Source organism: Citrobacter braakii (assembly GCF_002075345.1).
Taxonomy (GTDB): Bacteria; Pseudomonadota; Gammaproteobacteria; order Enterobacterales; family Enterobacteriaceae; genus Citrobacter; species Citrobacter braakii.
Genome location: NZ_NAEW01000002.1, coordinates 18043 through 31453 on the forward strand (window position 1 = coordinate 18043; position 13411 = coordinate 31453).

Here is a 13411-nt window from a genome sequence, read left to right on the forward strand (position 1 = left end):
TCAGACATAAATATTAGTAAACGTTCAGCAATAATAACCATAAACAGCTGAGGTATGCCTGATTGTAACCTGGTAATAGAACTGCCATTTGACCGACCAGCCTCCCCCAAACTACCAGGGGGTTTTGATAACTTGTTTTGATAAAATTTTGATAACCGTTAGCAGACTAACAAAAAACAACGGGCGTGTTATACGCCCGTTACAGTTTTTAACACATGTGGAAATTACATGTTTTCGATGATCGCGTCACCAAACTCTGAACATTTCAGCAGCTTAGCGCCGTCCATCAGACGTTCGAAATCATAGGTTACGGTCTTGGCGTTGATTGCGCCTTCCATACCTTTAACAATCAGGTCAGCCGCTTCAACCCAACCCATGTGGCGCAGCATCATTTCAGCGGACAGAATAATGGAACCTGGGTTCACTTTATCCTGACCTGCATACTTCGGTGCAGTACCGTGGGTTGCTTCGAACAGCGCACATTCGTCACCGATGTTCGCGCCCGGTGCGATACCAATACCACCAACCTGTGCGGCCAGCGCATCGGAGATGTAGTCGCCGTTCAGGTTCATACAGGCAATCACATCATATTCAGCCGGACGCAGCAGGATCTGTTGCAGGAACGCATCGGCGATAACATCCTTAACCACGATCTCTTTACCGGTTTTCGGGTTCTTGATTTTCACCCATGGACCGCCGTCGATCAGTTCACCACCGAATTCTTCACGCGCTAACTGGTAGCCCCAGTCTTTGAACGCGCCTTCGGTGAATTTCATGATGTTACCTTTGTGTACCAGGGTAACAGAATCACGATCGTTAGCGATGGCGTATTCGATCGCCGCACGAACCAGACGTTTAGTCCCTTCTTCAGAACACGGTTTGATACCAATACCGCAATGCTCCGGGAAGCGGATTTTCTTCACGCCCATCTCTTCGCGCAGGAATTTAATCACTTTCTCGGCATCTGCAGAGTCCGCTTTCCATTCGATACCTGCGTAGATATCTTCGGAGTTTTCACGGAAGATGACCATGTCGGTCAGTTCAGGGTGCTTAACCGGGCTAGGCGTGCCCTGGTAATAACGCACCGGGCGCAGGCAGACATACAGGTCAAGTTCCTGACGCAGGGCAACGTTCAGAGAGCGAATACCGCCGCCAACTGGGGTGGTCAGTGGGCCTTTGATGGCAACACGATATTCACGAATCAGATCAAGGGTTTCAGCAGGCAGCCAGACGTCCTGGCCATAAACCTGAGTGGATTTCTCGCCGGTGTAGATTTCCATCCAGGAGATTTTACGCTCGCCTTTATAGGCTTTCTCGACAGCAGCATCGACAACTTTGATCATCGGTGGGGTTACATCAACGCCGATACCGTCGCCTTCAATGAACGGGATAATCGGATTTTCAGGAACGTTGAGTTTGCCGTTTTGCAGGGTGATCTTCTTACCTTCCGCCGGAACAACTACTTTGCTTTCCATTCACCTCTCCTTCGAGCGCTTCTGGTTCTGCTCGTCTGTCATCGCGCTGCATGTGCGTTTGCGTCCTGCTGCACGAATGCGTTAGAGCAATTTTTTGTTAATGTTTTGTAATGAGCATGTCAATACTACCCTAATGTTCGTCGCCATGAAAGACACTCGTTCTTAGGCTATAATGCGGCAATTGATATAATCTGAAAATACCATGCAAAAAACTTCTTTTAGAAATCACCGGGTTGAGCGATTCAGCTCACGACAAGTCACCAGGCAGCGTAAAGAAAACCAGCCAAAACGCGTGGTTTTGTTCAATAAACCCTACGATGTTTTGCCACAATTTACTGACGAGGCGGGCAGAAGCACGTTAAAAGATTTTATTCCCGTGCCGGGAATCTATGCTGCGGGCCGACTCGACCGGGACAGCGAAGGACTTTTGGTGCTGACCAATGACGGCGCGCTGCAGGCGCGGTTAACGCAACCCGGCAAGCGCACGGGGAAAATCTATTACGTCCAGGTCGAAGGCGAGCCGACAGCAGAAGCGCTGGATGCGCTGCGTACCGGGGTGACGCTCAATGATGGTCCCACGCTACCCGCAGGTATTGAAATAGTAGAGGAACCCACCTGGCTGTGGCAGAGAAACCCGCCTATTCGGGAACGGAAAAATATCCCCACCCGTTGGCTGAAAGTAACTTTATATGAAGGCCGTAACCGCCAGGTTCGTCGTATGACAGCGCATGTTGGCTTCCCGACGCTGCGCCTCATCCGCTATGCCATGGGAGATTACACGCTGGAAAATCTCGCCAACGGTCAATGGCGGGATGCAACTAACTGAATAAGGAACAGGTATGTTCAAACCGCACGTCACGGTCGCCTGCATTGTGCATGCAGAAGATAAGTTCTTAGTCGTTGAGGAAACAATCAATGGCAAAGCCCTGTGGAATCAACCTGCAGGACATCTGGAAGCGGATGAAACCCTGGTGCAAGCCGCCGCTCGCGAACTGTGGGAAGAGACGGGCATCAAAGCGCAGCCGCAGCACTTCATCCGGATGCATCAATGGATTGCGCCGGACAAAACGCCCTTTTTACGTTTTCTGTTTTCTATCGAGCTTGCCAATATGTGCGCTACTGAACCTCATGACAGCGATATAGATTGCTGTCGCTGGGTCAGCGCAGAAGAGGTTCTCTCAGCGCCAAATCTGCGTTCACCGTTGGTTGCGGAGAGTATTCGTTGCTATCAGAGCGGACATCGCTACCCGCTGGCGATGATCGGCGAATTTAACTGGCCGTTTACAGAGGGTGTCAAGTAAGGGGCTGCGTGCTAGAATATGCCGCCTTGAAGTTCAATGTCGTGAGTATTCCTATGTCTGAAAGCCCAAAAAAAGTGATCGTCGGCATGTCCGGCGGTGTCGATTCCTCCGTTTCTGCCTGGCTGTTGCAACAACAGGGTTATCAGGTAGAAGGCCTGTTCATGAAGAACTGGGAAGAGGACGATGGCGAGGAATATTGCACAGCGGCCGCCGATCTTGCAGATGCGCAGGCTGTCTGTGACAAACTCGGCATTGAACTGCATACCGTCAACTTTGCTGCAGAATACTGGGACAACGTCTTTGAACTGTTCCTTGAAGAGTACAAAGCGGGCCGTACGCCAAACCCCGATATTCTGTGCAATAAAGAAATCAAGTTTAAAGCCTTCCTCGAGTTTGCCGCCGAAGATTTAGGTGCCGATTATATCGCCACCGGTCACTACGTGCGCCGCGCCGACGTCGACGGCAAAAGCCGCCTGCTGCGTGGACTTGATGGCAATAAAGACCAGAGCTATTTCCTCTACACGCTCGGTCACGAACAAATCGCGCAAAGCCTGTTCCCGGTCGGCGAACTGGAAAAACCGCAGGTGCGTAAAATTGCCGAAGATCTCGGTCTGATTACGGCCAAGAAAAAAGATTCAACCGGTATCTGCTTCATCGGCGAACGTAAGTTCCGCGAGTTTCTCGGTCGTTACCTGCCCGCTCAGCCTGGCAAAATCATCACCGTTGATGGCGAAGAGATTGGCCAGCATCAGGGGCTGATGTACCACACGCTGGGTCAGCGTAAAGGTCTGGGCATTGGCGGGACGAAAGAAGGCACGGAAGATCCGTGGTACGTGGTGGATAAAGATGTCGAGAACAACATTCTGGTTGTTGCTCAGGGTCATGAACACCCGCGTCTGATGTCCGTTGGCCTGGTGGCGCAACAGCTGCACTGGGTCGATCGCGAACCGTTCACCGGCACAATGCGCTGCACGGTGAAAACCCGCTATCGTCAGACCGACATTCCGTGCACCGTTAAGGCGCTGGATGCTGAACGTATTGAAGTCATTTTCGACGAGCCAGTCGCGGCGGTAACGCCGGGTCAGTCGGCTGTCTTTTACAATGGCGAAGTGTGCCTCGGCGGCGGCATTATCGAACAACGATTGCCTCTGCCGGTATAATTACTTACACATCTAATACAAGGAAGCAGTGAACGTGGCAAAGAATTATTATGACATCACCCTCGCTCTGGCAGGCATTTGTCAGTCGGCACGCCTGGTGCAGGAACTGGCGCACCAGGGGCATTGTGATGCCGATGCATTGCACGTTTCACTGAACAGTGTCATCGACATGAATCCCAGCTCTACGCTGGGCGTGTTTGGCGGTAGCGAGGCCAACCTGCGTTTAGGTCTGGAAACGATGCTCGGCGTGCTCAACGCCAGCAGTCGTCAGGGGCTGAACGCGGAACTCACCCGCTACACGTTAAGCCTGATGGTGCTGGAGCGTAAGCTGTCAGCCGCTAAAGGCGCTATGGACACGCTGGGAGACCGCATCAACGGCTTGCAGCGCCAACTGGACCATTTTGATTTGCAGTCAGAAACGTTGATGAGTGCGATGGCAGGCATTTATGTTGACGTCATCAGCCCACTCGGCCCACGTATTCAGGTTACGGGCTCCCCGGCCATCCTTCAGAGCCCACAGGTTCAGGCTAAAGTACGCGCTTCCCTGCTGGCTGGCATTCGCGCTGCCGTGCTCTGGCATCAGGTTGGTGGAGGCCGTCTGCAACTCATGTTTTCTCGTAATCGCCTGACGACTCAGGCTAAACAAATTCTTGCTCATTTAACCCCGGAGTTGTGATCTATGGAATTATCCTCACTGACCGCCGTTTCCCCTGTCGATGGACGCTACGGCGATAAAGTCAGCGCGCTGCGCGGGATTTTCAGCGAATACGGTTTGCTGAAATTCCGTGTACAAGTTGAAGTACGCTGGCTGCAAAAACTGGCCGCGCACGCAGCGATCAAGGAAGTTCCTGCTTTTGCTGCCGACGCAATCGGTTTCCTTGATGCGATTGTCGCTAACTTCAATGAAGAAGATGCTGCGCGTATTAAAACCATTGAGCGTACGACCAACCATGACGTGAAGGCAGTTGAGTATTTCCTGAAAGAGAAAGTGGCGGATATCCCGGAACTGCACGCTGTTTCCGAGTTCATCCACTTCGCGTGTACCTCAGAAGACATCAACAACCTGTCTCACGCGCTGATGCTGAAAACCGCCCGTGACGAAGTTGTTCTGCCGTACTGGCGCAAGCTTATCGACGCGGTGAAAGATTTGTCCGTACAGTATCGCGATATTCCTCTGCTCTCCCGTACCCACGGTCAGCCAGCAACCCCGTCTACGCTGGGCAAAGAAATGGCTAACGTGGCTTACCGTATGGAGCGTCAGTACCGCCAGCTCAATCAGGTCGAAATTCTCGGCAAAATCAACGGTGCAGTCGGTAACTATAACGCCCACATCGCCGCTTATCCGGAAGTGGACTGGCATCAGTTCAGCGAAGAATTTGTCACCTCGCTGGGCATCCAGTGGAATCCGTACACCACGCAGATTGAGCCGCACGACTACATTGCCGAGCTGTTTGATTGCATCGCCCGTTTCAACACTATCCTGATCGACTTCGACCGCGATGTCTGGGGTTACGTGGCGCTGAACCATTTCAAACAGAAAACCATCGCGGGTGAAATTGGCTCCTCCACCATGCCGCACAAGGTGAACCCAATCGATTTCGAAAACTCCGAGGGTAACCTGGGCCTGTCTAACGCGGTTCTGCAGCATCTGGCGAGCAAACTGCCGGTCTCCCGCTGGCAGCGCGATCTGACGGACTCTACCGTTCTGCGTAACCTGGGCGTGGGGATTGGCTATGCACTGATCGCTTATCAGTCCACGCTGAAAGGTGTGAGCAAACTGGAAGTGAACCGCGATCATCTTCTGGATGAACTGGATCATAACTGGGAAGTGCTGGCAGAGCCGATCCAGACCGTGATGCGTCGCTATGGCATTGAAAAACCATACGAGAAGCTGAAGGAACTGACCCGCGGCAAACGCGTTGACGCCGAAGGTATGAAGCAGTTTATCGACGGTCTGGCGCTGCCTGAAGACGAGAAAACACGCCTGAAAGCAATGACGCCGGCCAATTACATTGGTCGCGCCGTCACCATGGTTGATGAACTGAAGTAATCTGTTTTACGCCTGTCAGGCCTGCATCATATCGTAGGCCTGCCAGGCGTAGCGCCATTAGGGATTATTGGATCTTATGGCATTTCCGGCGGTGTAATGCCAAAGTGGTTCCACGCCCGCACCGTTGCCATACGTCCGCGCGGAGTTCGCTGCAGAAAACCTTGCTGAATCAGATACGGCTCCAGCACGTCCTCAATGGTTTCACGCTCTTCCCCAATCGCCGCCGCCAGGTTATCCAGTCCTACCGGTCCGCCGAAGAATTTATCGATAACCGCCAGCAGCAGCTTACGGTCCATATAATCGAATCCTTCCGCATCCACATTGAGCATATCCAGTGCCTGAGCGGCGATATCTGCTGAAATTGTGCCGTCATGCTTCACTTCGGAGAAGTCGCGTACCCGGCGTAATAAACGGTTGGCGATACGCGGCGTACCACGGGCGCGGCGTGCCACTTCCAATGCGCCTTCATCGCTCATTTCCAGTCCCATAAAGCGGGCGCTGCGTCCAACAATGTGCTGCAGGTCTGCCACCTGATAGAATTCCAGGCGCTGTACAATACCGAAGCGGTCACGCAGCGGAGACGTTAACGAACCGGCGCGCGTCGTCGCCCCGATCAGGGTAAACGGCGGCAGATCGATCTTAATCGAACGTGCGGCTGGTCCTTCGCCAATCATGATATCCAGCTGATAATCTTCCATCGCCGGATACAGCACCTCTTCCACCACCGGTGACAGGCGATGGATTTCATCGATAAACAGCACATCGTGCGGTTCAAGGTTGGTGAGCATTGCCGCCAGATCGCCCGCTTTTTCCAGTACCGGACCGGAAGTGGTGCGCAGATTAACGCCCATTTCATTGGCAACAATATTGGCAAGCGTGGTTTTACCGAGACCTGGAGGACCGAAAATCAGCAGGTGATCGAGGGCTTCACCGCGCAGCTTCGCCGCCTGGATAAAAATCTCCATTTGCGAACGCACCTGAGGCTGGCCAATATACTCTTCCAGCAATTTGGGGCGGATCGCGCGATCCACCAGATCTTCAGGGGTCGTGCTGACAGCCGAAATCAGGCGATCTGCTTCAATCATCCTTTACCTCACAATGCCGCGCGAAGCGCTTCACGAATCAGGGTTTCACTGCTGGCATCAGGGCGAGCAATTTTGCTCACCATGCGGCTGGCTTCCTGTGGTTTATAGCCTAACGCCACCAGCGCAGCAACCGCTTCCTGCTCGGCGTCATCCGTTGCAGGACTGGCTGGAGAGGTCAGGACCAGGTCCGCCGCCGGCGTGAAGAGATCGCCATGCAGGCCTTTAAAGCGGTCTTTCATTTCCACAATCAAACGCTCTGCGGTTTTCTTACCTATGCCCGGTAATTTCACCAGCGCGCCAAGCTCTTCGCGCTCAACGGCATTAACGAACTGCTGTGCAGACATACCGGAGAGGATCGCCAGCGCCAGCTTCGGCCCCACGCCATTGGTTTTGATTAACTCTTTAAACAGCGTGCGTTCTTGTTTGTTGTTAAAACCATATAGCAGTTGAGCGTCTTCACGCACCACAAAATGGGTGAAGATAATCGCTTCCTGCCCGGCTTCCGGCAACTCGTAGAAACAGGTCATCGGCATATGGACTTCATAGCCTACTCCGCCGGTTTCCAGAAGGACCAGCGGGGGTTGTTTTTCAAGAATGATGCCTCTGAGTCTGCCTATCACGTGACGCTCCTGCGTTAAGGGCTAAAAGGTAATGCGCTATCATAAAAAAAGGCTGGATAGATATCCAGCCTCATTTATCACTAACGTAACCGACCTCGCGCCAGATTCAGCCGCGACTCGCTCATTTGCATGGCGTTCTGGCTGACGTGGCAATGGGTAATAGCAATCGCCAGCGCATCCGCGGCATCCGCCTGCGGATTTGCCGGGAGTTTTAGCAGCGTGCGCACCATATGCTGAACCTGGCTTTTTTCCGCGCTGCCGATACCTACCACGGTCTGTTTTACCTGGCGGGCCGCGTATTCAAAAACCGGAAGATCCTGATTGGTAGCCGCAACGATCGCCACGCCGCGCGCCTGCCCCAGCTTTAGCGCCGAGTCGGCATTCTTCGCCATAAAGACCTGCTCAATGGCAAAATAGTCGGGCTGGAACTGGGTGATGATTTCCGTCACGCCCGCATAAATCAACTTCAGACGTGATGGAAGATCGTCGACTTTGGTGCGAATGCAGCCGCTACCGAGGTAGGTCAGCTGTCTGCCGACCTGACGGATTACGCCATAACCGGTGATGCGCGACCCCGGGTCAATGCCGAGAATGATAGACATCACGCATCTCCTGTTAGTTTATGGCTTAACCACATCATTCGAGCGTTGCAGCAACCTCATCGGAGATTTCGCCGTTGTGGTAAACTTCCTGCACGTCGTCGCAGTCTTCCAGCATATCGATCAGACGCATCAGCTTCGGTGCCGTTTCTGCATCCATATCCGCTTTGGTGGAGGGGATCATAGACACTTCAGCCGCGTCCGCTTTCAGACCAGCCGCTTCCAGCGCATCACGCACTTTGCCCATCTCTTCCCACGCGGTGTAAACGTCAATCGCGCCATCGTCGAAGGTCACAACGTCTTCAGCGCCCGCTTCCAGTGCCGCTTCCATAATGGCGTCTTCGTCGCCTTGTTCAAAAGAGATCACGCCTTTTTTGCTGAACAGGTAAGCTACGGAACCGTCGGTACCGAGGTTGCCGCCCGTTTTAGTGAATGCGTGACGCACTTCCGCAACGGTACGGTTACGGTTGTCAGACAGACACTCAATCATAACGGCTGTTCCGCCAGGACCGTAACCTTCATAGATGATGGTTTCCATGTTCGCATCATCGTCGCCACCAACACCACGCGCGATTGCACGGTTCAGGGTGTCACGGGTCATGTTATTTGCCAGCGCTTTATCAACCGCGGCGCGCAGACGTGGGTTAGCATCCGGATCGCCGCCGCCCAGTTTGGCTGCCGTCACCAGCTCACGAATGATTTTGGTGAAAATTTTACCGCGTTTAGCATCCTGCGCTGCTTTACGATGTCTGGTGTTGGCCCATTTACTATGACCTGCCATAAATAATCTCTCCAAAAAGCGCGCCTTTTCAGGCGACGTTAATTACAAACTCTTCAATCGCCTGCCGGTTACTCCACGACTTGGTTAACTGCGCGGCTTCGTGCGCATTAACCCAACGGTAGGTCAGATGTTCGGTGAACACGATCTCTCGTTCAGAGGGAAGTGCCAGGCAAAACCAGGATTCAGTATTACGCTCAATTCCCGGCGCATAGCGATGACGTAAATGGCTAAAAATCTCAAACTCCACCGTGCGCTGACAGTCAATTAAGGTCAGTTGCTCAGTCGCAACATCAATGGCGACCTCTTCCTTTACTTCGCGCATCGCGGCTTGCGACGCGGTTTCACCCTCTTCAAGGCTGCCGGTGACCGACTGCCAGAAATCAGGATCGTCGCGTCGCTGTAACATCAGCACTCTCCCGGTGTCCTTTGCATAAATCACGACTAACACCGAGACAGGCTGTTTGTATCTCATATCAGTTATTCTCAGCCTTCTTAACAACCTGAATGCTCAGTTCCGCCAGCGCGGCTTCGTTGGCAAAGCTTGGCGCTTCAGTCATCAGACACGCTGCAGCGGTGGTTTTCGGGAAGGCAATAACGTCACGAATGTTGTCAGTACCGGTCAGCAGCATCGTCAAGCGATCCAGACCAAACGCCAGGCCCGCATGCGGCGGTGTACCGTATTTTAGCGCATCCAGCAGGAAGCCGAATTTCTCGCGCTGTTCTTGCTCGTTAATGCCCAGAATACCGAATACGGTCTGCTGCATATCACCGTTGTGAATACGCACGGAACCACCGCCCACTTCATAGCCGTTGATGACCATATCGTACGCGTTGGCAACCGCGTCTTCCGGCGCAGCTTTCAGCTCAGCGGCAGTCATGTCTTTTGGCGCGGTGAACGGGTGGTGCATCGCGGTCAGCCCGCCTTCACCATCGTCTTCAAACATCGGGAAGTCGATAACCCACAGCGGCGCCCATTTGGCTTCGTCGGTAATGTTCAGGTCTTTGCCCAGTTTCAGACGCAGCGCGCCCATCGCGTCGGCCACCACTTTCTTGTTGTCGGCACCGAAGAAAATCATGTCGCCGTCTTGCGCACCGGTACGCTCCAGAATCGCGTCTACGATTTCTGCGTTCAGGAACTTAGCAACCGGGCTGGTGATGCCTTCCAGGCCTTTCGCACGCTCGGTGACTTTGATGTAAGCCAGACCTTTCGCGCCGTAAATCTTAATAAAGTTACCGTAATCGTCGATCTGCTTACGGCTTAAGCTCGCACCGCCCGGTACACGCAGGGCAGCCACGCGGCCTTTCGCATCGTTCGCCGGACCAGAGAACACGGCGAACTCAACGCCTTTCACCAGATCGGCAACGTCAACCAGTTCCATCGGGTTACGCAGGTCTGGTTTATCAGAACCGTAACGACGCTCGGCTTCGGCAAAGGTCATGATCGGGAAATCACCCAGATCCACACCTTTAACTTCCAGCCACAGGTTACGCACCAGCGCTTCCATCACTTCACGCACCTGCGGCGCGGTCATGAAGGAAGTCTCAACGTCGATCTGAGTAAATTCAGGCTGACGGTCAGCACGTAAGTCTTCATCACGGAAGCATTTTACGATCTGATAGTAGCGGTCAAAACCGGACATCATCAGCAGCTGTTTAAACAGCTGAGGAGACTGCGGCAGCGCGTAGAACTTACCTTTATGAACACGAGAAGGAACCAGGTAATCGCGCGCGCCTTCCGGCGTAGCTTTGGTCAGCATCGGAGTTTCGATGTCGAGGAAGCCGTGATCGTCCATAAAACGACGCACCAGGCTGGTAATTTTGGCACGCGTTTTCAGGCGCTGCGCCATTTCAGGGCGACGCAGATCCAGGTAGCGATACTTCAGTCGCGCTTCTTCGGTGTTTACATGGTTAGAGTCCAGCGGCAGCGAGTCTGAACGGTTGATGATGGTCAGATCGGAGGCCAGCACTTCAATTTCGCCAGTCGCCATATCGGCGTTGACGTTTTTCGCGTCACGCGCACGCACGGTGCCCGTAACCTGGATACAGAACTCATTACGCAGTTCGGAGGCCAGCTTTAACGCATCCGCACGGTCCGGATCGAAAAATACCTGCACGATACCTTCGCGGTCGCGCATATCGATAAAGATCAGGCTACCAAGATCACGACGACGGTTGACCCAACCACACAGAGTCACCTGCTGCCCCTCGTGGGACAGACGTAGCTGTCCGCAATATTCTGTACGCATGAGATATCCCTTAACTTTGCCGCAGGCGGATTGTCACCTGTCTCGCAGGTGACGAAGTCGCAGCTTTAGCTGAATGTCACAACTGAATGAAAAAAGGCGGCTATTATACTGGAAATTCTGCCGCACGATAAGTCCGGTACTGACTGTACGCCTGTTTCCTGGACGGGCATTGCGTAATCTCACAAAAAATAACAAAAATTGTCGTCCCTTTCACACTGATTCGCGATTAAGGTGTAACGGAATTCTTTTTTTACTGGAGTGATCATGCTGGAACTGAACGCAAAAACAACCGCTCTTGTTGTTATTGATCTACAGGAAGGTATCCTGCCTTTCGCTGGCGGCCCATACTCGGCAAACGACGTGGTTGCCCGCGCCGCGCAGTTGGCGGAAAAATTCCGTGCCCACGGTTCCCCGGTGGTAATGGTGCGCGTCGGCTGGTCTGACGATTATGCCGAAGCGCTGAAACAGCCAGTTGATGCTCACGCTCCGGCCAAAGCGTTACCCGAAAACTGGTGGAATTACCCGGGCGCTCTGGGTAAATGCGCCAGCGACCTCGAAGTGACCAAACGCCAGTGGGGAGCTTTCTACGGCACCGATCTGGAATTACAACTGCGTCGTCGGGGCATCGAGACCATCGTCCTGTGCGGCATTTCCACAAATATTGGCGTGGAGTCAACGGCGCGAAATGCGTGGGAGCTGGGTTTTAATCTGATCGTTGCAGAAAACGCCTGTAGTGCCGCCAGCGCTGAGCAACATCAGGGCAGCATGACGCATATTTTCCCGCGTATCGCACGCGTACGCAGCGTGGACGAGATCCTGCAAGCGCTATGATTTATATCGGTTTACCCCAGTGGGCGCATCCCAAATGGGTGCGTCTGGGGATCACCAGCCTTGAAGAGTATGCCCGCCACTTTAACTGTGTGGAGGGCAATACCACGCTGTACGCGCTGCCAAAAGCCGACATTGTGGCCCGCTGGCATGCGCAGACTACCGATGCGTTTCGATTTTGTTTTAAGTTTCCGGCCACCATTTCGCATCAGGCCGCGCTGCGTAATTGCGATGACCTGGTACACGAGTTTTTCACGCGCATGTCGCCACTTGAATCACGCATTGGGCAATACTGGCTGCAATTACCCGCAACTTTTGGCCCGCACGACCTGCCAGCCTTGTGGCAGTTTCTCGATGCGCTCCCCAAATCCTTTACCTACGGTGTGGAAGTTCGCCATCCGGACTTCTTTGCCAAAGGCGAAACAGAGCAACGATTCAATCGAGGCCTACATGAGCGCAGGGTAAATCGGGTGATTCTGGACAGTCGACCGGTACATGCCGCAATACCACATACTGAAGCGATACGTGACGCCCAGCGCAAGAAGCCAAAGGTTCCGGTGCATGCAGTGGTGACGGCAAACCATCCGATGGTACGCTTTATCGGCAGCGATAATATGGCACAAAACAGCGCGCTTTTTGCCGTCTGGCTGACCAAGCTGTCGCAATGGCAACAAACCACAACGCCGTATCTGTTTTTACATACCCCGGATATTGCGCAGGCCCCGGAGCTTGTCGATACGCTATGGGCAAATTTACGCAGCGCCCTGCCAGAGATCGGATCAGCGCCGTCTATTCCACAGCAATCTTCTCTTTTCTGAAAATGCCACCTATCATAGTCAATGCCATCAGCCATTTTAAAAGGGAGTTTGTATGGTAAGCGCGCTTTATGCCGTATTGGGTGCGTTATTGTTAATTAAGTTCTCCTTTGACGTCGTTCGCCTGCGCATGCAATACCGCGTTGCATATGGTGACGGAGGTTTTAGCGAACTACAAAGCGCTATCCGCATTCACGGTAATGCGGTGGAATATATTCCCGTCGCATTGGTGCTGCTGTTATTTATGGAAATGAACGGCGCAGAAACGTGGATGGTGCATATTTGCGGGCTGATTTTGATTGCCGGACGATTGATGCATTATTACGGATTCCATCACCGGCTTTTCCGCTGGCGCCGTTCAGGCATGAGCGCGACCTGGTGTTCGCTGTTGCTAATGGTGCTGGCGAATCTTTGGTATATGCCCTGGGAGTTGGTTTTCTCCCTGCATTAG

At 53.3% G+C, this 13411-nt stretch carries 15 protein-coding genes; 8 read left to right on the forward strand and 7 right to left on the reverse strand.

Annotation, left to right across the window (positions count from 1 at the left end; all coding sequences use genetic code 11):
- Positions 1–224: 224 nt before the first annotated feature.
- The gene (gene icd, locus BZK42_RS04455; protein WP_003030769.1) at positions 225–1475 is read right to left on the reverse strand and encodes an NADP-dependent isocitrate dehydrogenase; all 1251 of its coding nucleotides are present in this window, start codon (positions 1473–1475) and stop codon (positions 225–227) included.
- 202 nt (positions 1476–1677) lie between these two features.
- On the opposite strand from icd, the gene rluE reads away from it, so the two are divergent.
- Genes rluE through purB form a run of 5 tightly spaced genes read left to right on the forward strand, consistent with a single transcriptional unit; the run spans position 1678 to position 5986 of the window.
- Positions 1678–2301, forward strand: a complete 624-nt coding sequence (gene rluE / locus BZK42_RS04465) for a 23S rRNA pseudouridine(2457) synthase RluE (RefSeq protein ID WP_080858815.1) — start codon at positions 1678–1680, stop codon at positions 2299–2301.
- Between the two features lie 13 nt (positions 2302–2314).
- The gene (locus tag BZK42_RS04470; protein WP_080858816.1) at positions 2315–2776 is read left to right on the forward strand and encodes an NUDIX hydrolase; all 462 of its coding nucleotides are present in this window, start codon (positions 2315–2317) and stop codon (positions 2774–2776) included.
- 53 nt (positions 2777–2829) lie between these two features.
- Positions 2830–3936, forward strand: coding sequence for a tRNA 2-thiouridine(34) synthase MnmA (mnmA, locus tag BZK42_RS04475; protein WP_003832402.1), 1107 nt, complete (start codon positions 2830–2832; stop codon positions 3934–3936).
- 34 nt (positions 3937–3970) lie between these two features.
- Positions 3971–4612 carry a high frequency lysogenization protein HflD gene (gene hflD, locus BZK42_RS04480; protein WP_016153409.1) on the forward strand — a complete coding sequence of 214 codons (642 nt, stop codon included), beginning with the start codon at positions 3971–3973 and terminating at the stop codon, positions 4610–4612.
- A gap of 3 nt (positions 4613–4615) precedes the next feature.
- Positions 4616–5986 (forward strand): adenylosuccinate lyase, encoded by a 1371-nt coding sequence (gene purB, locus BZK42_RS04485; RefSeq protein WP_016153410.1) that lies wholly within the window; start codon positions 4616–4618, stop codon positions 5984–5986.
- 74 nt (positions 5987–6060) lie between these two features.
- Here purB and ruvB read toward each other — a convergent pair whose 3' ends face one another.
- From ruvB to aspS, 6 genes are all read right to left on the reverse strand, one after another.
- A complete protein-coding gene (ruvB, locus tag BZK42_RS04490) occupies positions 6061–7071 on the reverse strand; it encodes a Holliday junction branch migration DNA helicase RuvB (protein WP_016153411.1) in 1011 nt (336 codons plus the stop codon).
- A gap of 8 nt (positions 7072–7079) precedes the next feature.
- Positions 7080–7691 (reverse strand): Holliday junction branch migration protein RuvA, encoded by a 612-nt coding sequence (gene ruvA / locus BZK42_RS04495; RefSeq protein WP_016153412.1) that lies wholly within the window; start codon positions 7689–7691, stop codon positions 7080–7082.
- 80 nt (positions 7692–7771) lie between these two features.
- On the reverse strand, positions 7772–8293 hold the full coding sequence (gene ruvC, locus BZK42_RS04500; RefSeq protein WP_003034867.1) for a crossover junction endodeoxyribonuclease RuvC: 522 nt from the start codon (positions 8291–8293) through the stop codon (positions 7772–7774).
- 34 nt (positions 8294–8327) lie between these two features.
- Complete coding sequence (locus tag BZK42_RS04505) at positions 8328–9071, reverse strand: YebC/PmpR family DNA-binding transcriptional regulator (RefSeq protein ID WP_016153413.1); 744 nt, start codon at positions 9069–9071, stop codon at positions 8328–8330.
- A 28-nt stretch (positions 9072–9099) separates the two neighbouring features.
- Positions 9100–9543: a dihydroneopterin triphosphate diphosphatase gene (gene nudB, locus BZK42_RS04510; protein WP_016153414.1), complete on the reverse strand. Its 444-nt coding sequence runs from the start codon at positions 9541–9543 to the stop codon at positions 9100–9102.
- 1 nt (position 9544) lies between these two features.
- Positions 9545–11317, reverse strand: coding sequence for an aspartate--tRNA ligase (gene aspS, locus BZK42_RS04515; protein WP_016153415.1), 1773 nt, complete (start codon positions 11315–11317; stop codon positions 9545–9547).
- A gap of 264 nt (positions 11318–11581) precedes the next feature.
- Between aspS and BZK42_RS04520 the strand changes: the two genes are divergently transcribed.
- Genes BZK42_RS04520 through BZK42_RS04530 form a run of 3 tightly spaced genes read left to right on the forward strand, consistent with a single transcriptional unit; the run spans position 11582 to position 13411 of the window.
- Complete coding sequence (locus tag BZK42_RS04520; RefSeq protein WP_016153416.1) at positions 11582–12148, forward strand: hydrolase; 567 nt, start codon at positions 11582–11584, stop codon at positions 12146–12148.
- Positions 12145–12963, forward strand: coding sequence for a DUF72 domain-containing protein (locus BZK42_RS04525; protein ID WP_080858817.1), 819 nt, complete (start codon positions 12145–12147; stop codon positions 12961–12963). The genes BZK42_RS04520 and BZK42_RS04525 overlap by 4 nt, the downstream gene beginning before the upstream one ends.
- Before the next feature lie 52 nt (positions 12964–13015).
- Positions 13016–13411: an MAPEG family protein gene (locus BZK42_RS04530; protein WP_016153418.1), complete on the forward strand. Its 396-nt coding sequence runs from the start codon at positions 13016–13018 to the stop codon at positions 13409–13411.

What these genes read in the sequence shown, in the direction of transcription:
- aspS (WP_016153415.1), bottom strand. Translation starts at nt 11,317, where the DNA reads ATGCGTACAGAATATTGCGGACAGCTACGTCTGTCCCACGAGGGGCAG.
- BZK42_RS04525 (WP_080858817.1), top strand. Translation starts at nt 12,145, where the DNA reads ATGATTTATATCGGTTTACCCCAGTGGGCGCATCCCAAATGGGTGCGT.
- purB (WP_016153410.1), top strand. Translation starts at nt 4,616, where the DNA reads ATGGAATTATCCTCACTGACCGCCGTTTCCCCTGTCGATGGACGCTAC.
- ruvC (WP_003034867.1), bottom strand. Translation starts at nt 8,293, where the DNA reads ATGTCTATCATTCTCGGCATTGACCCGGGGTCGCGCATCACCGGTTAT.
- icd (WP_003030769.1), bottom strand. Translation starts at nt 1,475, where the DNA reads ATGGAAAGCAAAGTAGTTGTTCCGGCGGAAGGTAAGAAGATCACCCTG.
- ruvB (WP_016153411.1), bottom strand. Translation starts at nt 7,071, where the DNA reads ATGATTGAAGCAGATCGCCTGATTTCGGCTGTCAGCACGACCCCTGAA.
- BZK42_RS04470 (WP_080858816.1), top strand. Translation starts at nt 2,315, where the DNA reads ATGTTCAAACCGCACGTCACGGTCGCCTGCATTGTGCATGCAGAAGAT.
- BZK42_RS04505 (WP_016153413.1), bottom strand. Translation starts at nt 9,071, where the DNA reads ATGGCAGGTCATAGTAAATGGGCCAACACCAGACATCGTAAAGCAGCG.
- rluE (WP_080858815.1), top strand. Translation starts at nt 1,678, where the DNA reads ATGCAAAAAACTTCTTTTAGAAATCACCGGGTTGAGCGATTCAGCTCA.
- BZK42_RS04530 (WP_016153418.1), top strand. Translation starts at nt 13,016, where the DNA reads ATGGTAAGCGCGCTTTATGCCGTATTGGGTGCGTTATTGTTAATTAAG.
- BZK42_RS04520 (WP_016153416.1), top strand. Translation starts at nt 11,582, where the DNA reads ATGCTGGAACTGAACGCAAAAACAACCGCTCTTGTTGTTATTGATCTA.
- nudB (WP_016153414.1), bottom strand. Translation starts at nt 9,543, where the DNA reads ATGAGATACAAACAGCCTGTCTCGGTGTTAGTCGTGATTTATGCAAAG.
- mnmA (WP_003832402.1), top strand. Translation starts at nt 2,830, where the DNA reads ATGTCTGAAAGCCCAAAAAAAGTGATCGTCGGCATGTCCGGCGGTGTC.